Origin of the sequence: Pseudidiomarina planktonica, from assembly GCF_900177775.1 — a bacterium.
In the GTDB taxonomy this organism is placed as follows: Bacteria; Pseudomonadota; Gammaproteobacteria; order Enterobacterales; family Alteromonadaceae; genus Pseudidiomarina; species Pseudidiomarina planktonica.
Genome location: NZ_FXWH01000001.1, coordinates 65527 through 87511, shown reverse-complemented (window position 1 = coordinate 87511; position 21985 = coordinate 65527). Strand labels below are relative to the sequence as shown.

20 protein-coding genes are annotated in these 21985 nt (G+C 48.8%); 10 read left to right on the top strand and 10 right to left on the bottom strand.

The features are described 5' to 3' along the window. Positions 1 to 86 precede the first annotated feature (86 nt). The 3 genes from fadB (at position 87) to tusA (ending at position 3800) form a co-directional block, all read left to right on the top strand. On the top strand, positions 87 to 2231 hold the full coding sequence (fadB, locus tag CCE91_RS00425; RefSeq protein ID WP_086433294.1) for a fatty acid oxidation complex subunit alpha FadB: 2145 nt from the start codon (positions 87 to 89) through the stop codon (positions 2229 to 2231). A 23-nt stretch (positions 2232 to 2254) separates the two neighbouring features. After that, the gene (fadA, locus tag CCE91_RS00420) at positions 2255 to 3418 is read left to right on the top strand and encodes an acetyl-CoA C-acyltransferase FadA (protein ID WP_086433293.1); all 1164 of its coding nucleotides are present in this window, start codon (positions 2255 to 2257) and stop codon (positions 3416 to 3418) included. A 142-nt stretch (positions 3419 to 3560) separates the two neighbouring features. Continuing rightward, positions 3561 to 3800: a sulfurtransferase TusA gene (gene tusA / locus CCE91_RS00415; protein WP_086433292.1), complete on the top strand. Its 240-nt coding sequence runs from the start codon at positions 3561 to 3563 to the stop codon at positions 3798 to 3800. On the opposite strand, the gene CCE91_RS00410 is transcribed toward tusA, so the two are convergent. Both CCE91_RS00410 and CCE91_RS00405 read right to left on the bottom strand, forming a co-directional pair. After that, entirely contained in the window at positions 3797 to 4312 is a 516-nt protein-coding gene (locus tag CCE91_RS00410) for a GNAT family N-acetyltransferase (protein WP_086433291.1), read from the bottom strand. The two genes, tusA and CCE91_RS00410, sit on opposite strands and share 4 nt — an antisense overlap. 6 nt (positions 4313 to 4318) lie before the next feature. After that, a complete protein-coding gene (locus CCE91_RS00405; protein WP_086433290.1) occupies positions 4319 to 4915 on the bottom strand; it encodes a DNA-3-methyladenine glycosylase I in 597 nt (198 codons plus the stop codon). A 77-nt stretch (positions 4916 to 4992) separates the two neighbouring features. Between CCE91_RS00405 and glyQ the strand changes: the two genes are divergently transcribed. Continuing rightward, positions 4993 to 5928 (top strand): glycine--tRNA ligase subunit alpha, encoded by a 936-nt coding sequence (gene glyQ, locus CCE91_RS00400; RefSeq protein WP_086433289.1) that lies wholly within the window; start codon positions 4993 to 4995, stop codon positions 5926 to 5928. Positions 5929 to 5930: 2 nt separating this feature from the next. Further along, entirely contained in the window at positions 5931 to 7997 is a 2067-nt protein-coding gene (gene glyS, locus CCE91_RS00395; RefSeq protein ID WP_086433288.1) for a glycine--tRNA ligase subunit beta, read from the top strand. Between the two features lie 86 nt (positions 7998 to 8083). Here glyS and gyrB read toward each other — a convergent pair whose 3' ends face one another. The 4 genes from gyrB to dnaA all read right to left on the bottom strand — a co-directional run bounded on the left by gyrB (position 8084) and on the right by dnaA (position 14224). Beyond that, a complete protein-coding gene (gene gyrB, locus CCE91_RS00390; protein WP_086433287.1) occupies positions 8084 to 10501 on the bottom strand; it encodes a DNA topoisomerase (ATP-hydrolyzing) subunit B in 2418 nt (805 codons plus the stop codon). Between the two features lie 2 nt (positions 10502 to 10503). Further along, positions 10504 to 11616: a DNA replication/repair protein RecF gene (gene recF / locus CCE91_RS00385; protein WP_086433286.1), complete on the bottom strand. Its 1113-nt coding sequence runs from the start codon at positions 11614 to 11616 to the stop codon at positions 10504 to 10506. Between the two features lie 12 nt (positions 11617 to 11628). Then, entirely contained in the window at positions 11629 to 12729 is a 1101-nt protein-coding gene (gene dnaN / locus CCE91_RS00380; RefSeq protein WP_086433285.1) for a DNA polymerase III subunit beta, read from the bottom strand. Between the two features lie 61 nt (positions 12730 to 12790). Then, entirely contained in the window at positions 12791 to 14224 is a 1434-nt protein-coding gene (gene dnaA, locus CCE91_RS00375) for a chromosomal replication initiator protein DnaA (RefSeq protein ID WP_086433284.1), read from the bottom strand. A 333-nt stretch (positions 14225 to 14557) separates the two neighbouring features. On the opposite strand from dnaA, the gene rpmH reads away from it, so the two are divergent. Genes rpmH through mnmE form a run of 5 tightly spaced genes read left to right on the top strand, consistent with a single transcriptional unit; the run spans position 14558 to position 18420 of the window. Beyond that, a complete protein-coding gene (rpmH, locus tag CCE91_RS00370; protein WP_086433283.1) occupies positions 14558 to 14692 on the top strand; it encodes a 50S ribosomal protein L34 in 135 nt (44 codons plus the stop codon). A gap of 32 nt (positions 14693 to 14724) precedes the next feature. After that, positions 14725 to 15117, top strand: a complete 393-nt coding sequence (gene rnpA / locus CCE91_RS00365) for a ribonuclease P protein component (RefSeq protein ID WP_086433282.1) — start codon at positions 14725 to 14727, stop codon at positions 15115 to 15117. Further along, complete coding sequence (gene yidD, locus CCE91_RS00360) at positions 15051 to 15335, top strand: membrane protein insertion efficiency factor YidD (protein ID WP_086433281.1); 285 nt, start codon at positions 15051 to 15053, stop codon at positions 15333 to 15335. Before rnpA ends, yidD begins: the two co-directional genes overlap by 67 nt. Before the next feature lie 2 nt (positions 15336 to 15337). Further along, a complete protein-coding gene (gene yidC, locus CCE91_RS00355) occupies positions 15338 to 17032 on the top strand; it encodes a membrane protein insertase YidC (RefSeq protein WP_086433280.1) in 1695 nt (564 codons plus the stop codon). Positions 17033 to 17046: 14 nt separating this feature from the next. Beyond that, positions 17047 to 18420: a tRNA uridine-5-carboxymethylaminomethyl(34) synthesis GTPase MnmE gene (gene mnmE / locus CCE91_RS00350; protein WP_086433279.1), complete on the top strand. Its 1374-nt coding sequence runs from the start codon at positions 17047 to 17049 to the stop codon at positions 18418 to 18420. Positions 18421 to 18432: 12 nt separating this feature from the next. Here mnmE and CCE91_RS00345 read toward each other — a convergent pair whose 3' ends face one another. Genes CCE91_RS00345 through CCE91_RS00330 form a run of 4 tightly spaced genes read right to left on the bottom strand, consistent with a single transcriptional unit; the run spans position 18433 to position 21981 of the window. Then, a complete protein-coding gene (locus tag CCE91_RS00345) occupies positions 18433 to 18936 on the bottom strand; it encodes a hypothetical protein (RefSeq protein ID WP_086433278.1) in 504 nt (167 codons plus the stop codon). Continuing rightward, entirely contained in the window at positions 18933 to 19922 is a 990-nt protein-coding gene (locus tag CCE91_RS00340) for a tetratricopeptide repeat protein (protein ID WP_086433277.1), read from the bottom strand. Before CCE91_RS00340 ends, CCE91_RS00345 begins: the two co-directional genes overlap by 4 nt. After that, positions 19915 to 20433 (bottom strand): Ig-like domain-containing protein, encoded by a 519-nt coding sequence (locus CCE91_RS00335; protein ID WP_086433276.1) that lies wholly within the window; start codon positions 20431 to 20433, stop codon positions 19915 to 19917. The genes CCE91_RS00340 and CCE91_RS00335 overlap by 8 nt, the downstream gene beginning before the upstream one ends. A gap of 12 nt (positions 20434 to 20445) precedes the next feature. After that, positions 20446 to 21981, bottom strand: coding sequence for a DUF4331 domain-containing protein (locus CCE91_RS00330; RefSeq protein ID WP_407681279.1), 1536 nt, complete (start codon positions 21979 to 21981; stop codon positions 20446 to 20448). Positions 21982 to 21985: the final 4 nt, after the last annotated feature.

Sequence of the window (21985 nt, the reverse complement as noted above, 5' to 3'; positions counted from 1 at the left end):
CCAAACTCTCTCTACTCTAACCGAAAGCCATCCGAGAATCAGTAAACTCCAGCACTATATATGCTGGAATGTGAGGGAGACCGAAAATGATTTACCAAGGTGACAGCATTCAGGTTCAATTTGTTGAAGACGGAATTGCCGAACTGCAATTTAATGCAGCTGGGTCCGTAAACAAGTTTGACCAGAAAACTTTGGGCGAATTCAGTGATGCGTTAACCGCACTCGCCGACACCAAAGACTTGAAAGGCCTAATTGTAACCAGCAGCAAATCAACCTTTATTGTTGGCGCTGACATTACCGAATTCCAAACCTTATTTGCCGATTTAGCGCAAACTAAGACCTGGGTTGCAAAAGCCTCGCGTGTATTTGACCAGCTGGAAGACCTTCCAGTTCCAACCGTTGGTGCAGTAACTGGTTTTGCCTTAGGTGGCGGTTGTGAAGCGCTACTGGCCTGTGACTATCGGGTAGCCGATACCACCGCAACTATTGGCCTGCCGGAAGTGAAGCTGGGTTTAATTCCTGGTTTCGGCGGCACCATGCGTTTACCGCGCATTATTGGTCCTGATAATGCACTGGAGTGGATTACTACCGGTAAGAACAACAGCGCCGCCAGCGCCCAGCGCGATGGCCTGATTGATGCTGTAGTAGCTCCTGAAAAACTACGTGATGCGGCACTTAGCATGGTGCGTAGCGCACTAAATGGCGATCTGAACTGGCAAGCCAAACGTGCGCCTAAGCTGGAGCCGTTAAAAGCGAACGATACTGAGCTAACCATGACGTTGGTTACTGCTAAGGCCATGATTGCTGCCAAAGCTGGTAAACATTATCCAGCGCCACACGCTGCAGTAAAAGCTATTGAAAATGGTGCGCGCAGTGGTCGTGAAGAAGCATTGAATGCCGAAAACGAAGCTTTTGTTGGCCTTACGCAAACCGACGCCTGTCAGGCACAGGTTGGTATTTTCATGGCCGACCAACTGGTTAAAGGTAAAGCGAAGAAAGCTGCGAAAACCGCAACCAAAGACATTAAAACCGCCGCCGTACTTGGTGCCGGCATTATGGGTGGTGGTATCGCCTACCAGTCAGCCTACAAAGGCGTTCCTGTCGTAATGAAAGACATTAACCAGGACGCTCTTGATTTAGGCATGAAAGAAGCTGGCAAACTGCTGGAGAAAGCAGTGCAACGGGGCAAAATGGATACCAAGAAAATGGCCAAAGTGCTGTCTTCTATCACCCCTACCTTATTAGATGATGCGGTAAAGGGTGTCGACATTGTGGTAGAAGCCGTAGTTGAGAACCCGGACGTAAAAGGCAAAGTACTGGCCGATGTTGAAAGCCGGGTGAGTGACGACGCCATTTTGGTTTCCAACACCTCGACTATTTCTATTGACCGCCTGGCGAAGAATTTGAAAGACCCATCGCGTTTCTGTGGCATGCACTTCTTTAATCCGGTTCACAAAATGCCGTTGGTAGAAGTGATTCGTGGCGAGAAAACGTCTGATGAAACCGTTGCAGCAGTGGTAGCTTACGCCAGCCGCATGGGCAAAACCGCCATTGTGGTAAACGACTGCCCTGGCTTCTTAGTAAACCGCGTGTTGTTCCCATACCTTGCCGGTTTTGCAGGCTTAATTGATGAAGGCGTAGATTTTGCCGGCATCGACAAAGTCATGGAGCGTCAGTTTGGCTGGCCTATGGGCCCTGCCTACTTAACCGACGTAGTTGGCATTGATACCGCTGACCATTGCACCAAGGTAATGGCCGACGGCTTCCCAACACGTATGCCGCGTGATGAAAACAATGCCATTGCGAAGCTGGCAGCAGCTGATCGCTACGGCCAGAAGAACGGCAAAGGTTTCTATGAATACGGTGTTGATAAGAAAGGCCGTCCACAGAAGCAAAAAGACGAAGCCGTATACAAAATGCTGAACATTACTGGTACTGAAAAATCCGCTGAAGAAATTATTGCGCGGTGCATGGTGCCTATGGTGAACGAATGCGTACGCTGCCTGGAAGAAGGTATCGTGAGCTCAGCAGCGGAAGCAGACATCGCCATGTTATATGGCATTGGCTTCCCTCCGTTCCGTGGCGGACCTTTCCGTTACCTGGAAACTGTTGGACTGAACAAGTTTATTGAAATGGCTGACCGTTACGCAGATCTGGGTGAGATTTACCAGGTAACTGATGGATTACGCGAAATGGCGAAATCCGGCAAATCATACTTTGCACAGTCTTAAGCGCGCCATTACAGGAGGATTTTATGAAAGACGTAGTGATAGTTGATTGTATTCGTACCCCAATGGGGCGCTCGAAAGGCGGTGTATTCCGCAATGTACGTGCTGAAGACTTATCGGCGCACCTGATGAAAGGCCTGCTGGAACGCAACCCAAATGTTGATGTGAATGAATTAGAAGACATCTATTGGGGCTGTGTGCAGCAAACTCTTGAGCAAGGCTTTAACATTGCCCGCAATGCATCGTTACTGGCCGGTATTCCGCATCAGGTAGCTGGTGTTACCGTGAACCGCTTGTGTGGCTCGTCTATGCAGGCTATTCACGATGCCAGCCGCGCCATCATGCACGGCGACGGCGAGATCTTTATTGCTGGTGGTGTGGAGCACATGGGCCATGTACCTATGGATCACGGTATTGATTTCCACCCGGGCTTAAACAAATCTGTGGCACGCGCTGCAGGTATGATGGGTATGACCGCTGAGTTACTGGCACGTAAATTTGATATTTCCCGTGCCATGCAGGACGCCTTTGGCGCCCGTTCACACCAGTTGGCTCATAAAGCCACGGTTGAAGGCCGCTTTGCCAAAGAAATTCTGCCAATAGAAGGTCACGACGCCGACGGTACTTTGCACTTAGTGAAAAACGACGAAGTAATTCGTCCGGAAACCACGGCTGAAGGCCTGGCGCAGCTTCGCCCGGTGTTTGATCCAGCCAACGGTACCGTTACCGCAGGAACCTCATCAGCCTTGTCTGACGGTGCTGCTGCTTGCTTGATTATGTCGGCCGACAAAGCGAAAGAGCTGGGCTTAACGCCACGCGTTCGCATTCGCGCTATGGCTGTCGCTGGTTGCGATCCGTCCATCATGGGTTACGGCCCGGTGCCGGCCACAGAAAAAGCACTGAAACGTGCTGGCCTGAGCATTAAGGACATTGATTTATTCGAGCTGAACGAAGCCTTTGCCGCGCAGTCACTGCCGGTATTGAAAGGCCTTGGCTTGCTAGACCAAATGGAAGACAAAGTGAACCTGAACGGCGGTGCTATTGCACTGGGTCACCCACTGGGTTGCTCAGGCGCACGTATCTCCACCACACTGATTAATTTGATGGAAGAAAAAGGCGCTACCTTAGGCGTTGCCACCATGTGTATCGGTTTAGGTCAGGGTATTGCTTCGGTATACGAGCGTATCTAGGCTTTGAAAGCTGCAGCTTTGTACCCGCTGTAAAAACGGGTAAACTAAAAGCCGCTCTGCTGACACATCAGTAGAGCGGTTTTTTTATGTCTTTTTACGCGGCGTTTTATGAGTGCAAGGCCAACCACAAGAGAATGTGTCAATGAGTAGTGCTGATCAGAGTTTGGACACCCTGGGTTTGAAATGTCCCGAGCCAGTTATGCTGGTGCGCGCGCAAATCCGGCGAATGGCGGTTGGCGAGGTGTTAGAAGTAATCGCCGACGACCCGGCGACCACGCGCGATATTCCCAGCTTCTGCCGCTTTATGGACCATGAGTTGGTGCTAGCTGAAACCAGCACCACACCCTATCGCTATTACATTCGCAAGCAAGTTAACGGCTAAATGCCTACCGGCTGGCCGTCGTGCTCGCCATGGCCAAGGCTATACTGCCAAAACTCAGCTTTACCTAAAGTCTCGCCTAACTCGTAAGGTTTGAAACCAAAGTTTTTGTATGCGTGTTTGGCTGGCGTGTTGCCTTCCAGAACTTCCAAGGTCAGCTTACAACAGCCGCGGAACTCAGCCAGTGTGGCTACTTCCTGCAATAATCGACGCGAAATGCCCTGGCCGCGATGGCTTTCTGTAACGGCGATATCATGAATATTCATAACCGGTTGCGCCGCGAAAGTAGAAAACCCTTCCACACAGTTGGCAATACCAACGGCTTGTTCGCCGTCAAAGGCCAGCAACGAAAACACATGGTCGCGTTTTGCCATTTCATCAATCAAACGCGCTTTCACATCTTCTGAAATCGGCTCGCCACCACCCATAGGATCGTTGGCATAATCGTTCAGCATTGAGATAACTGCCTGGCGGTGTTTCGGATTTTGATAATCAGCTAGGGTAATTTCAATCATAACAACTCATAGGTTAAAGGCGCGCATTTCTGCACAAACCGGTTCATAACAAGGGCAAGTAACAACATGGTCATTCACCATGCCAACTGCTTGCATAAAAGCGTAACAAATAGTGGTTCCAACAAAGTTAAACCCTTCTTTTTTCAGGGCTTTTGCCATGGCGTCAGACTCTGCACTGCGCGTTGGGAAGTCATCACCCACGCGCCAAGCGTTTATAATCGGCTTTCCGCCCACAAACTGCCATAGATATTCGGCGAACGACGCTTCTCGCTCGTTAATTCGAAGGTAGGCTTCGGCATTCTTGAAAATCGACTCAATTTTTAACTTATTACGCACAATACCGGCATTGAACATCAATTTATCGCGTTGCTCAGCCGGCATGGCCAGAATAGCTTCCGGCTCGAAGCCACAAAAGGCTTCCTGATAATTCTTTTGCTTACGTAAAATGGTTATCCAACTAAGCCCGGCTTGCTGCCCATCCAGGCATAATTTTTCAAACAACTCGCGGCTATCGGCCACCGGACGACCCCAAACCTGGTCATGATAAGCCACGTAATCGGCGTCAGTGCCACACCAACTGCAGCGTTTTGAGTTTGTGTCCATAGTAAGCCCTATAACCTGCGCAGAACACAGGTTATAATCGACTGTATTCGACGCAATAGAATATCGAGAGATAATACATGGCCAAGTATGATGTGAAAACCTTTCAAGGTTTAATTCTCGCGCTCCAGGATTACTGGGCGCAACAAGGCTGCGCAGTAATACAGCCGCTGGATATGGAAGTAGGTGCTGGCACCTTTCATCCAATGACGTTTTTACGCGCCATTGGCCCGGAACCGGCAAGTTTTGCCTACGTGCAACCTTGCCGTCGCCCTACTGACGGCCGTTACGGCGAAAACCCGAACCGGCTGCAACACTATTACCAGTTTCAAGTCATGCTAAAGCCGTCACCGAAAAATATTCAGGAGCTTTATTTAGGCTCACTTGAGCTGCTGGGCTTCGACCCACTGGTTCACGATATTCGCTTCGTGGAAGACAACTGGGAATCGCCTACGCTTGGCGCCTGGGGTTTGGGTTGGGAAGTGTGGCTTAACGGCATGGAAGTAACCCAGTTTACCTATTTCCAGCAAGTTGGCGGTTTAGAATGTCGCCCGGTGGCTGGTGAAATCACTTACGGCCTTGAACGTTTGGCGATGTACATTCAAGGCGTAGACAGCATTTACGACTTGGTATGGGCCGATGGCCCGCGTGGCAAAATACTTTATGGCGATGTGTTTCATCAAAACGAAGTGGAGCAATCTACTTACAACTTTGAACACGCTGATGTTGAAGTGTTATTCAACCGTTTCGACAGTTGCGAAAAAGAATGTGAGCACCTACTTACTGCGAATCTGCCGTTGCCAGCTTATGAGCAAGTAATGCGTGCCTCGCATGCGTTTAACTTGTTAGATGCGCGCCATGCTATTTCAGTGACTGAACGGCAGCGTTATATTCTGCGCGTTCGGGCCATGGCAAAAGGCTGCGCTGAAGCCTACTACGCTGCTCGTGAAGCGCTGGGCTTTCCGCTGGCCGACACTGACGCGTCATCATCGCAACCTTCCAAGGCAGGAGCATAAGCGTGCAAACAGAAACTTTACTTGTTGAAATTGGTACCGAAGAGTTACCGCCAAAAGCGCTGAAGCAACTAAGCATAGCCTTTGCCGATGGCTTTAAGCAGCAGCTAAACGATCATGAACTTGGTTTTGAGCGGGTTCAACCACTTGCCTCTGCGCGCCGTTTGGCGTTGCTGGTGCATGGTTTGGAAGCTAAGCAAGCCGACAAAATAGTTGAGAAGCGTGGCCCCTCAGTAGACGTTGCCTTTGACGCTGACGGCAATGCAACCAAGGCCGCCGAAGGCTGGGCACGTTCTAATGGTATTACCGTAGCCGAAGCTGAGCGCCTGGAAACTGACAAAGGCACCTGGTTGCTATACAAAGACGCCGTAACCGGCCAGCCAGTTAGAGACTTAGTTGCCGGCATGACCGAGCAAGCCCTGAAGCGCTTACCTATTCCAAAACCTATGCGCTGGGGTAGTAGCGATGTTCAATTTATTCGACCGGTGCATACCATTACGCTGTTGTTCGGTAACCAGCTAATCGCTGGTGAGGTGCTTGGCGTTGCCAGTGGAACCCTGCTACAAGGTCACAGGTTTCACTGTCCTGAAGGTACTCAAATAAGTCACGCCAACGATTATATTGAAACCATGCGTGCCGCGCATGTAGTCGTTGACTTTGAAGAACGGCGTAAGCTTATTGAAATGGCGATTGCTGAAAAGGCTGCTGCATTAGGTGGCAAAGTAGTAGCCGACCCGGCATTACTTGACGAAGTTACGGCTTTAGTAGAGTGGCCAGTGGCCCTTACCGCCAGCTTTGATAAGAGCTTTTTGGAAGTTCCAAAAGAGCCGTTAATAGTGACGATGAAGGACGACCAGCGCTATTTCCCATTAGAAGATGCGCAAGGCAACCTCATGCCTGCCTTCATTTTCATCACCAATATTGAAAGCAAAGATCCGCAGCAAATTATTTCCGGCAACGAAAAAGTGGTTCGCCCACGGCTTGCCGATGCGCGCTTCTTCTTTGAAAGCGACAAGAAAGCAACACTGGAATCGCGATTGAATGCATTAGACCAGGTTCTGTTCCAGAAACAACTTGGCTCTATCAAAGATAAAAGCGAGCGCATTGCGCGCCTTGCGGCAGAAGTATCGGACCGTATTAAGGCAGACAGCCATGTGGCCGAACGCGCCGGTTTGTTAAGCAAAGCTGACTTGGCTACCCATATGGTTTCTGAGTTCCCGGAAACCCAGGGCGTTATGGGCATGCACTATGCTCGTCACGACGGCGAAAAAGACGCTGTGGCGCAGGCTATTTTTGAGCACTACCTGCCACGCTTTGCCGGCGACATACTGCCCTCTTCTGCAGAAGGCTGTGCTGTTGCTATTGCCGACAAGCTGGACACTTTGGTGGGTATTTTCGGAATTGGTCAAACGCCGAAAGGCGATCGCGACCCCTTTGCTCTGCGCCGTGCGGCCATTGGCTTGTTACGCATTCTGGTTGAGAAACAACTGAAATTAGACTTAGTTGATTTAGTAGAAACGGCAGCAGCCGGGTTCAAAACACGCCTGACCTCTAAAACGGTCACTACTGATGTTGTCGACTTTTTACTAGCTCGTTTTCGTGCTTTCTATCAGGAAGACGGTATCGCCAACGAAGTGGTTAGCGCGGTTCTGGTTCGTCGCCCTACCGAGCCAGTGGACTTTGACGCGCGCGTTCGTGCAGTGAATAAGTTCCGGGAACTGCCGGAAGCTGAAGCACTAACCGCAGCAAATAAACGCGTTAGTAATATTCTTGCGAAGGTAGAAACCAGCATTCCGGGCACTATTGACGAGAGTAAGTTAAAAGAGCAAAGCGAAGTTGTGTTATTTAAGGCGCTAAAAGAAGCTCAGAAAGCCTCAGCGGCTGCGTTAGCAACTCATGATTATTCTGCCGCTCTTGAGGAATTCGCAAGCTTACAGGAGCCCGTAGACGCCTTCTTTGAGAATGTCATGGTAAATGCGGACGATGCGGACATACGTAATAATCGTTTAGCCTTGCTACAGCAGTTACGTGAACTATTCTTAGACATCGCTGATATATCTGTGCTGAACTAATAATCTAGTTTAAGCACGCATAAAAAAAGGAGCCAAATGGCTCCTTTTTTATTTGTTTTCAATTGCTTAGATTGTAGCAGATAAACCTAAACGTCCAGGTTAGCCACTTTCAGCGCATTGGTTTCAATGAAGTTACGGCGAGGCTCAACGTCGTCACCCATTAGCGTGGTGAACAACTGGTCCGCACCAATAGCGTCTTCAATGGTAACCTGCAGCATACGGCGACTGTCCGGATCCATGGTGGTTTCCCATAATTGCTCAGGGTTCATTTCACCAAGACCTTTGTAGCGCTGCACATAGATGCCACGCTTAGATTCACCGATAAGCCATTCAACGGCCTCAACGAAGTCATCCACTTGTTTCTCTTTGTCGCCGCGACGAACAAATCCGCCCTCTTCCACTAAGCCGTTAATTTTCTCACCAATAGAAACTAGCTGGTCGTAGTCACGCGACATAATGAACTCGTAATTCAGCGGGTAATCTGTGTCGATACCATGCTGCCTTACTGTCATTACTGGCAAGAATACGCTTCGCTCTTCATCCCGACGCACTGAAACTTTGTACGTTGCTGATTTGGTTTCACGTAAGGTTAAGTCTTTTTCAAGCTCATTCACCCAGGCGTTTACCGCAGACTCGTCTTTCAACGTGGCGGCGGTTAGGCGTGGCGCGTATACCATACGTTGTAAAAAGTCTTCTGGCATACGACGCATTAAGCGCTTAATTGTGTTCTGAGCCAGTTGGTAATCATTTACCAGCGTTTCCAAATGCTCGCCTGAAATACCAGGGGCATCAGCATTCACATGCAACGAAGCACCATCTAAGGCAAGACTGGTTAAATAAACAATCAGAGCTGGATCATCTTTAATGTATGTCTCTTGCTTACCCTTTTTCACCTTATACAAAGGTGGCTGGGCAATGTACATGTAACCGCGTTCTATCAGCTCTGGCATTTGACGGTAGAAGAACGTGAGTAGCAGTGTTCGAATATGCGAACCATCCACGTCAGCATCCGTCATGATGATGATGCGGTGATAACGTGTCTTATCCGGATTGTACTCGTCACGACCAATACCACAACCAAGTGCAGTAATAAGTGTCGCTACTTCTTGTGAAGAAAGCATCTTGTCAAAACGTGCTTTCTCAACGTTCAGAATTTTACCTTTCAATGGCAAAATAGCCTGGTTCTTACGGTTACGACCCTGCTTCGCAGAGCCGCCCGCCGAATCACCCTCCACTATGTAGAGTTCAGATAGTGCCGGGTCTTTTTCCTGACAATCCGCAAGCTTACCTGGCAAGCCAGCTAAATCCAGAGCGCCTTTACGACGCGTCATTTCGCGTGCTTTACGCGCCGCTTCACGCGCACGAGCTGCATCAATAATTTTGCCAACAATGATTTTGGCATCTGTTGGTTGTTCCAACAGGTAGTCGTTCAAGCGCTCGTTCATTGCTTGTTCAACAGCGGTTTTCACTTCTGAAGAAACCAGCTTGTCTTTCGTTTGCGAAGAGAACTTAGGATCCGGTACTTTCACAGATACAACTGCGGTCAAACCCTCACGAGCATCATCGCCGGTTGCAGAGGTTTTGTGCTTCTTATGAAAGCCCTCTTTTTCCATGTATGTGTTCAAGGTTCTGGTTAGCGCTGCACGGAAACCTGCAAGATGAGCACCACCATCGCGTTGAGGAATGTTGTTCGTGAAGCAGAAAATATTTTCCTGGAACGAATCATTCCACTGCATAGACACTTCAACCGTAATTCCGTCTTCTCGTTCTTGGGAGAAATGGAATACGTTCTGATGAATCGGATTTTTGTTCTTGTTCAGGTATTCAATGAAAGCTGCAATGCCGCCTTCATATTTAAAATGATCGCTTCTGTCATCGCGCTCATCCGTCAAACGAATAGATACGCCAGAGTTCAGGAACGACAACTCACGTAAGCGCTTGGCAAGAATATCGTAATGGTATTCAACATCTGCGAATACTTTAGGGCTTGGCCAGAAACGCAGCTCAGTACCACGCTTAGTGGTATCGCCAACACAGGCTAAGTCGGCAACAGGAACACCCATTTTATATTCTTGTTCGTACACGTGCCCTTGGCGACGAATAGTCAGTTTCAGCGTATCTGATAATGCGTTTACAACTGAGATACCAACACCGTGCAAGCCACCGGAAACTTTGTATGAGTTATCATCAAATTTACCGCCGGCATGCAGTACGGTCATAATAACCTCAGCCGCTGACACGCCCTCTTCTTCGTGCATATCAACAGGAATACCACGGCCATCATCACATACGGATACAGAACCATCTGAATGGATAGTGACGAGAATATCGTTACAATGCCCGGCTAAAGCTTCATCTATTGAGTTATCGACGACCTCAAATACCATGTGGTGAAGGCCTGAGCCGTCATCGGTATCGCCAATGTACATTCCAGGACGCTTTCTTACCGCATCTAGGCCTTTTAGTACTTTTATACTGGATGAACCGTAATCATTTTCTGACATAACTAGTTTCTCTGTAGTTCCTTGATGGTTCCATGTTCCACGTGGAACATTTTCGTAGTCTGGTGAACAAAAGCGGTATTAACCGACTTTGGGTCTATCGCAGTTACGAAAACCTGTGAATTCGATGCACTAAGTGCATCACAAAACTTCCTCTGACTTTCTGAATCTAATTCAGCCGTAATATCATCGACTAAATATATGCATCGTCTATTTGTTTTCTCTTCAAGATATTCACCTTGAACTAACTTTAACGCTGCAACCAAAAGCTTTAACTGACCCCTCGAGAGTAACACACGAACGTCTTCACTGTTCGCATACATTTTCAAGTCAGCTTTGTGTGGCCCGACCGTAGTATGGCCATATCGGTGGTCCTGTTCTTGATGCTTCAAAAGTGCATCATGAAGACTTACACCGCTTTCCCAACCACTACGCAATTCAAATTTAAACTCGTATTGCGGAAGAAAAAAACGACACCTCGCCGCCAAACTCTCGAGAAAACCATCTAAGTAATCTTGTCGGTACCTTTGTATCTTCTCACCCAGCTCAGCGAACTGCGCATTCCAATAACTCATTTCTTCGCTTTTACTTCGCTTCTTGAGCAAGCTATTGCGCTGTTTGAGTATTCGAGAGAACGTGACCCAGTCTTGGTAGAACTGATGTTCCACGTGGAACACTCCCCAGTCTACAAACTGGCGCCTAACTTTCGGGCCACCCAATACCAGCTCAATACTCTCCGGTGTCATTAACTGAACCGGAACCATTCGGGCCAAAGCAGCAAAGCGTTTTTCGTTTTGCCGATCAATTCTCAGCTCGACATTTCCTTGAGTATCACGTCGAAATCCAACCTGATGCTCATCGTTATCTTTCTGGTCCTGCGTTTCTTGCTCTTCGCGCACTCGCGCAAAAATTGTATAAGCGGTTTCTTCATTCCGTATAAGCTGGCGAAATGAGCCCGGCCGAAACGAACGCCCAAAACCCAAACAATAAATACTTTCTAATAAACTAGTCTTACCGCTGCCATTATCGCCGCATAGTAAGTTAACCGAATGCCCTGGCCAAATTCGCGCCTGTTCAAAATTTCGAAACTGGTCAAGCGCAAGCTCTGTTATCAGCATAAGACCCTTAAACTACAACCGCATCGGCATAACAACATATACCGCGGATTCGTCTTCGCTGTCTTCCATTAAGCCACTGTTATCAGAGCCGGCTAAAGTGAACTTCACTTTTTTGCCGGACAAGGTATTCAGCACGTCAATGATGTAGCTTACGTTAAAGCCGATTTCCAAAGACTCGCCCTGGTAATCCACTTCCATAATTTCTTCGGCTTGTTCTTGCTCTGGGTTGTTCGCCGTAATGCATAATTCGCCTGGCGACAAATTAAGACGAACACCACGAAACTTTTCATTCGAGAGAATGGATGCGCGCGAGAACGACTGCTTTAAACTTTCCCGATCTGCCACAATGATTTTGTCGCCGCCGCTAGGCAACACGCGACGGTAATCAGGGAAACGACCATCCACTAGCTTACTGGTGAAACAAACGCCTTTGGCTTCCACTCGAATATGATTATTACCAATAGCTACTTTCACTTCGTCTTCAACGTCGTCGAGTAACCGAAGTAGTTCCATAACGCCTTTACGCGGCACTATTACTTGTCTTGCAGGTAATCCAGATTGCCCCAGATTACAGCTGCTCATAGCCAAACGGTGCCCGTCTGTAGCCACGGTTCTCAACACACCACCGTCAGTCTCGAACAGCATACCGTTTAGGTAGTAACGAACGTCTTGGTTCGCCATTGAAAAATGCGTTTTTTCCATTAAATCTTTCAGCAGCTGCTGACTGGTAACAAGCTGGATATCACTACTCCAGTCGTCAATATTCGGATAATCTTCAGCTGGTAACGTACTTAAGGTAAAGCGACTGCGACCAGAACGTATGGTGACCTTATCTTCACTCGCTTTAAATTCAATTTGAGCGCCATCAGAAAAACTGCGAATAATATCCAGCAGCTTTTTGGCTGGCACAGTAATCTGGCCCTCATCAGCACCCGACAGAGCACTAGTAGAAACTAACTCAACCTCTAGATCGGTACCTGTTAAACGCAACTCGTCGGCGCTAGCTTGCACCAAAACGTTCGCAAGTATAGGCAAAGTGTGACGGCGTTCTACCGCACCACTAACAACCTGAAGTGGCTTTAAAAAATCATCACGGCTGATTGTAAATTTCATACCCACGTTCCCCTGTTGTGTTGCCGCGCTTCACATCGCATAGCCGCAACGAACTTTGAAGTTAAGCTGATAAGGTTCTGATTAAATTACGATAATCTTCTTTTATGTCGTGCTGCGCTTCTTTTAATTCTTGTATTTTCCGGCACGCGTGAAGCACTGTTGTGTGGTCGCGCCCGCCGAACGCATCACCTATTTCCGGTAAGCTGTGGTTTGTTAGCTCTTTCGACAACGCCATGGCCAGCTGCCGAGGCCTGGCAACAGAGCGGCTCCGGCGCTTAGAAAGCAAGTCGGCCATTTTAATATTGTAATACTCAGCTACGGTTTTTTGAATGTTATCAATAGTAACCAGCTTTTCCTGAGCTGCGATTAAATCGCGCAGCGCTTCACGAACAAAATCTATAGTGACCTGGCGCCCGGTTAAATTCACATTTGCTGCAACCCGGTTTAGTGCACCTTCTAATTCGCGCACATTCGAGCGCAACCGTTTGGCAATAAAAAACGCCACTTCATGGGGCAAATTAATACCACGTTCTTGCGCTTTACGTATCAATATAGCCACCCGGGTTTCAAACTCCGGCGGCTCAATAGCTATGGTTAAGCCCCAACCAAAACGAGACTTCAGCCTGTCTTCAACGCCCTCAATTTCCTTGGGGTACAAATCACTGGTCATAATGATTTGCTGGTTACCCTCAAGTAAGGCATTGAATGTATGGAAGAATTCTTCTTGAGTACCCTTTTTGCCAGCAAAGAAATGAATGTCATCAATTAATAACGCATCCACCGAGCGGTAATAGTTTTTGTATTCGTTTATGGTGCCGTTTTTAAGCGCGTTCACCATATCCTGCACAAAACGCTCCGCCCGCATGTAGAACACCTTGGCGTCTTTCTTATGCGCAAGAATGCCATTACCTACCGCATGCAGCAGGTGGGTTTTACCCAAGCCCGTGCCGCCATAAACAAATAAAGGGTTATACACGCCACCCGGATTTTCAGCTACCTGAGTAGCCGCCGCTCGAGCTAATTGATTCGACTTACCTTCGACAAAGTTATCAAAGGTGTATTCAGGGTGAATATTACTCTCGAATGCAATTGCGGGTTCTTCCGTCTTGCCGTTCCAGCTGTTGCGTGACGCACCATTAGTATTGGTTCGAATGCCGGTCTGAATACCGCTTTTTGAAGCTGAAGGGCGAGGCCGAGACTGCCGCGGGGCGTTTGATCCTGAAGAACGACTCTCGGATCCATTTAAACCACCAACTTCGAAGGAAACCCGGGGTACTTTATTGCCCTGCTGTTCGCAAAGCTCAGTAAGGAATTCGTTGATAGTGGCCAGGTACTTGTCTTTTACCCAGTCGACAACATAGTTATTCGGGGCAAATAGCGTAATGGCATCAGCGCTTGCTTCTGCCTGCAAAGGTCTGATCCAGGTATTAAAATGTTGCGTCGACAACTCGCCCTGCAAGCGTTCAGAACATTGTTGCCAAAGCGAATTATTCACACCCAGTCTCCCTTACACTTTATTATCTATTGTTGTTATATATGTCTTAGAATTGTACTGGATGCACCATAGGATCTCTATACTTTTTCTGGCTTAAAGCGGAATAATTTGGCTTAAATACCGGCCTGCTTATAGCAAAAAAACGTAAGCAACTAAGGGCGTCCCTGCAACCTCAAGCCTAGCAGCTTATCCACAGTTGTGCGACTATCGCCCACTACACTGTGGATAGCTTTAAACGTTGACTTTGATCCTTTTAATCGGTATTATCCGCGCTCTTATTTTTAGCTCGTGTTTTATACATATTAAACACCAACTGACTACGGATACGACGTCATGAAAAGAACATTTCAACCAAGCGTACTAAAACGCAAGCGCGCCCACGGCTTCCGTGCTCGTATGGCAACAAAGAATGGCCGTCAGGTTCTGGCTCGCCGCCGCGCGAAGGGCCGTAAAGTCCTGTCTGCGTAAGTGATCCATTCAGTGGTTACTAAGGTCACTGAATGAGACACCTCTCTTATGTGCGGGAGTTGCGTCTGCTAACTCCCGCAGATTTTCAAAGCGTATTCTCGCAACCCCCTGTCAAAGCTGTTACCGCTGAACTAACCATGTTGGCATCCCCAAATACTCTTGGGCACGCTCGTATTGGCGTTACAGTGAGTAAGAAACGTGCGAAGCGTGCGGTCGATCGCAATCGAATAAAACGCCAAATCCGCGAGACCTTTCGCTTGAAACAGCATAAAATACCAGCTTTTGACATTGTCATTATCGCCAAGCCAGGCATTACTGCACTGGACAACGAGACAATGCGGTTACGATTAGACTATTTATGGCGAACTATCAGCAAGCGCTGCGCGCAATACCAATCGGCATCATCCGACTCTACCAGTGGCTAATTAGTCCGCTGCTGGGGCCGCGTTGCCGTTTTTCGCCAACTTGCTCGCAATATGCCATCGAAGCGATAAAAAATCATGGTATGCTGCGGGGCTGCTGGCTTGCCAGTAAACGAATTATTAAATGCCATCCCGGACATCCGGGCGGTTTCGATCCGGTTCCTGGTACCACGCAAGAATCGGAAACTAACGAATCAACGCAAACGACAGAGACGAAGTAATTATGAATTCGCCACGTACTATTTTGTTTATCGCGTTTTTGGTTGTGACTTTCTATCTCTACCAAAACTGGGTGATAGACACCGCCCCGGGTGTGCAGCAACAGCAAGCCCAACAGGAAAACGCACAGCGCTCTTCCAACCAGGATAGCTCTGTTCCGCAAGCCATGACCGATAATGACGCGGTGCCAAGTGCATCCAACCAAGGTCAACAGGCAAGCAGCGACATGCCGGCAGCAACCAACAGTGCCGCTAGTGGCCAACGCATTCGTGTTACTACCGACGTGCTGGACATTCGCATTAATGCGCGCGGCGGTGACATCGTTGCTGCTGAGCTAAAAGAATTCGCACGTACGCAAAATTCAGAAGCACGCTTCGAATTATTGCACGCCGACCCTGCCAAGCTTTACATCGCGCAGTCAGGTTTAGTTGGCGAAAACGGCACCGACTCTGCCAATGGCCGCCCAATGTTCCGCGTGGAACAAACTACCTTTGAAATGACTGGCGACACCTTAGAAGTGCCATTGTATTTCACCGCCGAAGACGGCACCGAGATTCGTAAAATATTCTCCTTTAATAAAGGTGGCTACGACATTGGCGTGCGCTATGAAATTACCAACGCCACTGATACCACCAAGTCACTTCAGTTTTACTCCCAGTTAAAGCAGCTGATTACCGAAGGTTCAGGCAACATGATGATGCCTACGTACCGCGGCGGTGCTTACTCATGGGACGAAGACCGTTACGAAAAGTATGACTTTGACGACATGCGCGACAAGCCCTTAAGTATTTCTACTGAAAGTGGTTGGGTTGCCATGCTTGAGCATTACTTTGTGTCGGCGTGGATTCCACGTGAGCAATCACAAACTCAAATGTTCTCGCGGGTTGTCGGTGGTAACACAGCCATTATGGGCATGATGTACCCCACCACGCGTATTGAGCCAGGTGCTACTGAAACCATCAGCGCTACTATTTTTGTGGGTCCTAAAGACCAGGACGCTATGGCCGCTGTGGCTGAAGACTTAGACTTAACTGTTGATTACGGCTTCCTGTGGTGGTTGGCACAACCAATCTTTAAGTTGCTGCAATTTTTACAGGGCTTCCTGATTAACTGGGGTCTGGCCATTATTGCCACCACCGTGGTTATTAAAGCGTTGCTGTACCCGCTAACCAAAGCACAATACGTGTCGATGGCGAAAATGCGCCTGATTCAGCCGAAAATGGCGGCCATGAAAGAGCGCTTAGGCGGCGACCGTCAGAAAATGTCGCAAGCCATGATGAAGCTATATAAAGAGGAAAAAGTGAATCCTCTGGGTGGCTGTTTACCCATGCTGCTGCAATTACCCATATTCCTGGCGTTATATTGGGTACTGCTGGAAAGCGTTGAATTGCGCCATGCACCATTATTCCTGTGGATTGAAGATTTATCGGCGAAAGACCCGTACTACATTCTGCCCCTGCTAATGGGTGCCAGCATGTTCTTAATGCAGAAGCTGCAGCCTTCACCGGCAACAGATCCGATGCAACAGAAACTGCTGCAGTACATGCCGGTTATTTTCACCGTGTTCTTCCTATGGTTCCCGTCCGGCCTGGTACTTTACTGGTTGGTGAGTAACTTAATTACCATTGCACAAATGCTAATTATTTACCGTGGCCTGGAGAAGAAAGGTTTAATGACCCGTAAGGGCAAAAAAGCCTAACTAAAAGGCCGAATATGAACACTGAATTTACCAACGACACCATAGTGGCACAGGCGACACCGCCAGGTCGGGGTGGCGTTGGTATTGTTCGAGTTAGCGGGCCTGCCGCCGTGCAGGTTGCCGAACAGCTACTCGGGCACTGCCCGGTACCACGCAAAGCCGAATACCTGCCATTTAGAGACCAACAAGGCGCGCTGCTTGACGAAGGCATCGCGCTTTATTTTCCGGGTCCAAATTCCTTTACCGGCGAAGACGTACTTGAACTGCAAGGCCATGGCGGCCCTGTACTCATAGATATGATTGTACGCTCGGTGCTGGATATTCCTGGTATTCGTCCGGCTCGCCCGGGTGAATTCAGTGAACGCGCTTTCTTAAACGACAAACTTGACCTGACTCAGGCCGAGGCTATTGCCGACTTAATCGACACTACCTCAGAACAAGCCGCCAAAGCTGCACTACAAAGCTTAAAAGGTGAGTTTTCGCACCGAGTTGATCAGCTCGTAGATGCCGTTATCCAACTGCGTATGTATGTTGAAGCGGCCATTGATTTTCCCGACGAAGAAATCGACTTTTTAAGTGACGGGAAAGTTGCCGGTGATTTAGAAGCGGTAATTGACCGATTGCACGATATTCATGTGCAGGCGAAACAAGGCAGCTTATTGCGCGAAGGTATGCAGGTAGTTATTGCTGGCCGTCCTAACGCGGGCAAGTCGAGCTTGTTAAACGCTTTGGCCGGACGTGAGTCGGCTATTGTTACCGCTATTGCCGGTACCACTCGCGACGTATTGCGTGAGCACATTCAAATTGACGGCATGCCGCTGCATATTATTGATACGGCAGGATTGCGGGAAAGCCCCGACGAAGTGGAACAAATAGGTATACAGCGTGCCTGGGACGAAATTCGTCAGGCCGACCGCGTACTCTTTATGGTGGATGCCAGCGAAACCAATGCCACCCATCCGGAAGACATTTGGCCGGAGTTCTTTGAGCAGCTGCCAGAAGCGCTACCTGTTACTGTTATTCGCAATAAGTCGGACCTAACTGCCGAACCTATCGCCATTGACGACATTCAAGGCATTCCCGTGATTCACCTTTCCGCCAAAACCGGTCATGGTATTGAGCTGCTACGCGACCACCTGAAGCATTGCGTTGGCTATCAAGCCACTGGTGAAGGCCATTTCATGGCCCGCCGCCGTCACTTAGATGCACTGGAAAAAGCCCGCCAGCACCTGCTTACGGGCCAGGAACACCTGGAATATAACCTAGCTGGCGAACTTTTAGCGGAAGAACTGCGCATTACCCAGCAACACCTGAACGAAATCACCGGCGAATTTACCTCTGACGACCTGTTGGGCAAAATCTTCGGCTCCTTCTGTATCGGCAAATAACCGCAACTAAGCTTACTCAACCTGCCAGGTTGTTTGTGCCTGACTTAACACGCCGTGTTTTTCTTTGTCGCCAATTTCAATAATCACTTTGTGGTTCTTAATTTCAGCAAACACCTTATTCACCTGAACCTCTTTCAGTAGCGCCAACGGGCAGCCACCGTGGCCATGAATCACCACAAACTCTTGCCCGGCGTAAACCTCACGGGTTAGCTGAACAACAGGTAGTACTTCCAGCGAGCATTCGGCATTAAAGCTCACCCTGGTGGCGACAAAATCTGCGAAGCTCTGTTGTTGAGCTGCCAGCTCGGCAAGCGGTAATAGTTGCTTCTGATTATTCACCAGAAAAGGCGCAACAACCGCTAAGTCGTGCTCAACAATGCGCCAGCTCCAATCAAACTCCTGCGGATGATCCTGGCCGCTATCTAATTGCAAAAAGCTGGTACTAAATCGATGCGCCTGCGCAGGCTCGGTTAAAAACACCAATACCAATAGAGTTGCGACTACAAACTTGTTCATGGTTGTATCTCCTGAGCTGCCTTTAGCAATGCCCGATCAAAAGGTTCGCGCGCTACCGCACTATTTAGTTTTGCCCAATGCACTGCTTGCTCAGCATCAGGTTGAACGTAGGTAAAGTAATAAGCTAAATCGGAGGTGTGTAATTCATCAGCTCTCAACTTGCGCAGCTGCATACGTTCCTGCGCGACCTGTCGCCAGCAATGTTGTTTGTTTTGAAGGCTTTCAGCGTGCGCAATTCGAACTAACAGGCTGTCTACCGGCAATTTGCTCACGGCAGGACACTTTCCCGTTAACTCTAATACTTCATTTCCCCGACCCATGGCCAGCAACACATCCAGTAGTTGCTTCTGCACCACCACAGCTTGCTGCTGGTAATTCGGATACCCAAGCCACCGCAAAGCTTCATCGTATCGTTCCAGCAATTGCGCTTGTTCGGCTAAAATTTGTTTGCGCCATTTAGTAAGCGCTGACTCTGGATTCTGATTACGCGTATGTAACCGTTGTAACGCTGGATAACTTGTTGCTAACTCACCTGCTCGCCCCTGCACTTCCAGCATACAGGTGGCCACAACATCCATAGGGGCATGATCAACTAATTGCTGACAGGCAGTGTTTGCCGCTGCTAAGTCATGGCGTGTTAACGCAATTCGTGCTTGTATCAGGTAGGCGTTTTCTTGCAATTCTTGCTCTTTCAGCACCTTATCTATGGCCTGCAAGGCCTCGTCGAAACGATGCTCAAACTGAAGTAAATCAGCATGCGCCAGCCACCAACGAGCTCTTTCCTTACTTGGTAAACTAGCTAATTCAGGCTTAGCCTGTTGCCATAACTCAGCCGCCTGGTCATGTAATTCATGTTGAGTTTCATCCTTTCCCGCTGTCACATAAGCGGCATAGCGCTCGGCCTCAGAAAAAGGGGCTGCGGCAACGCCGCAGCCCAAGGGGGTGAACACTAAAAGGACCAGAACTCTGAGTCCATTTTTAGTCATTGCCGGAAACCTCCCCGGCCGCAACCAGGTCATCGAACTCAGCCGTATTCATCACGTCTTGCTCGTAATTCCGACCATTTACTGCCAGTGGTGTTGCTTGCGCGCTCTGTGAATAAGCGTCACGAACAGAGTCGCGAAACGACACCTGCAGAACCTCAACATTAATGCTTATGGTGCCTTCGTCACTTAACTCACCATCTGACACCGAGAAGCTGAAGCTGTCGTCGCCAACAAACTCCGCATTCGGCGTGTAAGTGTAAGCACCATCGGCAGCAACGGTAACAGAACCATTTACCGGCTCAGCGGCAAGACTAAATACAAGCTCGTCGCCTTCGCCATCAGATCCTGCTAACTGCCCCATCAATACCGTATCGGTCGAGGTTGAAACGCTATCAGATAACGCTTCCGGAGCCGTATTTGGGGTTGGCTCTTTATCTCCTGACCAATTACAAGCACTGACCGCGAAGGTGACACTAAGCACGATAGCTAACTTCTGTATGTAGCTAGACATAATTGGCACTCCTTACTGTGGTGAACCGGATAAAGGCGCAGCTAAGAACGGAAAGCTGTCATTTACAAAGCTTGCGTCCAATGGCGCACCATCAGTGAAAGGTGCAGTACCAACATTAGCGTCTTCCGGAGAACATAATCCCAGGTTGGTTGGTTCGCCATTCACGGGAATATCGTGACATAAGGCACCCATAACTACGCGCAGTGCAATATCAACCACATCATCACCAGGACGACGACCATTTGGGAAACCCGCTAAATCATCGCCGGCAACGCCGAACGGAGATTGCAAATCAGCTGCTGTGGCAGGAATGTTAGTATTCAATCGCAACATTTCCGACGGTGTAACCGTTTGTTGCTGATTCACGCCAGCAAAACCGGTTAGAAAAGCAGCTACCAAGTCATTCCGTGGGTAATTAGTTGGTGCGATAGTTTCAAAATCCGTTCCCAATGTGGCATTAACCGCATCTTTGAACAGCAGGTCCAAAATGATCGGTAAGGTTGGATTCGTGACGTAAGTTGCAAACTGACCATCGTCCGAAGGATGTGCCGAAGAGAACCGGTCTTTGTCATCAATACCAATAACCAATTCATTAACCAACGGCGAACCTAAGCGGGAAACTTGCACTAAAGCGCCGCCATTTACTTCCGGCTTCGCTAAGGTTGCATTCGGATTCAGAATGCGCGCTTGCGGCAAGCTGGCTGTGGTCCAGGCACCAATAACGCCGTTACCATTACCGGTTAGACAAGATTTTGGAACTTCCAGCGCTATGGTATTTACGTTTTTGTCGTTTAAGTCGTCATTCGCTGTCGACTGGGTAATACCGCCGGGGAAACCGCCGCCATCACCAGCACCAGGTGCACTGTCGCCTTCAACTGGCACGTAATTAACCAAGTCAAAGGTTTCACCCAGGTTTACCGTGAACGAGTCTTTGCGTTGCCCTACAAATACACGACCCATGGCACTACAGTTTGGAATCGACACGTCGTATTCGTATTGCTGGGCATAGGCTTCGTAGTCAGCAGTTGAACCGAAGGTTTTCTCACCAACATAAGCGTAAGGTTTAACGAACTCAGATTCACCACCAGCGCCAGTTACCGCGGTTCGTGAACCAGAAGATTGTGGCCCGGAAACCATCTCAATCGAATAGGTTTCGCTGAAGTTCAAAGAGCCATTGTTACCTGCACTAATAGCACCCACATGCTTCAGGGGTACGCTCACTTCTACACCATCCGGACCCACTGGCAGTTTAATGCCGCCATTTGGTAGTTCGTTGTCAAAACGGAATTCAAAGGTAATGTCTTCTACCGCATCGCCGTCAGAATCTATATGCAGCGCGTAAACGGCCGCTGGATCCATTGCGAAATAGTTAGGTCCACCGTAACTATCCTGCAATGGAATATAATTGGCGATAATAGTGACGTAGTCTTCCCGACCAGATTCGTAGCTATTAAATACGTAGAAGTCGGTTGAATCTACCGTTGGAAAGCGCGCAACATTAGGCGCCTCACGGTGACTGGAGGCAAAGGCTGTGCTTGCACAAGCCATAGCA

What these genes read in the sequence shown, in the direction of transcription:
- rpmH (WP_086433283.1), top strand. Translation starts at nt 14,558, where the DNA reads ATGAAAAGAACATTTCAACCAAGCGTACTAAAACGCAAGCGCGCCCAC.
- dnaN (WP_086433285.1), bottom strand. Translation starts at nt 12,729, where the DNA reads ATGAAATTTACAATCAGCCGTGATGATTTTTTAAAGCCACTTCAGGTT.
- CCE91_RS00330 (WP_407681279.1), bottom strand. Translation starts at nt 21,981, where the DNA reads ATGGCTTGTGCAAGCACAGCCTTTGCCTCCAGTCACCGTGAGGCGCCT.
- CCE91_RS00340 (WP_086433277.1), bottom strand. Translation starts at nt 19,922, where the DNA reads ATGACTAAAAATGGACTCAGAGTTCTGGTCCTTTTAGTGTTCACCCCC.
- mnmE (WP_086433279.1), top strand. Translation starts at nt 17,047, where the DNA reads ATGAACACTGAATTTACCAACGACACCATAGTGGCACAGGCGACACCG.
- recF (WP_086433286.1), bottom strand. Translation starts at nt 11,616, where the DNA reads ATGCTGATAACAGAGCTTGCGCTTGACCAGTTTCGAAATTTTGAACAG.
- fadB (WP_086433294.1), top strand. Translation starts at nt 87, where the DNA reads ATGATTTACCAAGGTGACAGCATTCAGGTTCAATTTGTTGAAGACGGA.
- glyQ (WP_086433289.1), top strand. Translation starts at nt 4,993, where the DNA reads ATGGCCAAGTATGATGTGAAAACCTTTCAAGGTTTAATTCTCGCGCTC.
- CCE91_RS00405 (WP_086433290.1), bottom strand. Translation starts at nt 4,915, where the DNA reads ATGGACACAAACTCAAAACGCTGCAGTTGGTGTGGCACTGACGCCGAT.
- yidC (WP_086433280.1), top strand. Translation starts at nt 15,338, where the DNA reads ATGAATTCGCCACGTACTATTTTGTTTATCGCGTTTTTGGTTGTGACT.
- yidD (WP_086433281.1), top strand. Translation starts at nt 15,051, where the DNA reads ATGGCGAACTATCAGCAAGCGCTGCGCGCAATACCAATCGGCATCATC.
- CCE91_RS00410 (WP_086433291.1), bottom strand. Translation starts at nt 4,312, where the DNA reads ATGATTGAAATTACCCTAGCTGATTATCAAAATCCGAAACACCGCCAG.
- CCE91_RS00345 (WP_086433278.1), bottom strand. Translation starts at nt 18,936, where the DNA reads ATGAACAAGTTTGTAGTCGCAACTCTATTGGTATTGGTGTTTTTAACC.
- gyrB (WP_086433287.1), bottom strand. Translation starts at nt 10,501, where the DNA reads ATGTCAGAAAATGATTACGGTTCATCCAGTATAAAAGTACTAAAAGGC.
- rnpA (WP_086433282.1), top strand. Translation starts at nt 14,725, where the DNA reads ATGAGACACCTCTCTTATGTGCGGGAGTTGCGTCTGCTAACTCCCGCA.
- fadA (WP_086433293.1), top strand. Translation starts at nt 2,255, where the DNA reads ATGAAAGACGTAGTGATAGTTGATTGTATTCGTACCCCAATGGGGCGC.
- CCE91_RS00335 (WP_086433276.1), bottom strand. Translation starts at nt 20,433, where the DNA reads ATGTCTAGCTACATACAGAAGTTAGCTATCGTGCTTAGTGTCACCTTC.
- tusA (WP_086433292.1), top strand. Translation starts at nt 3,561, where the DNA reads ATGAGTAGTGCTGATCAGAGTTTGGACACCCTGGGTTTGAAATGTCCC.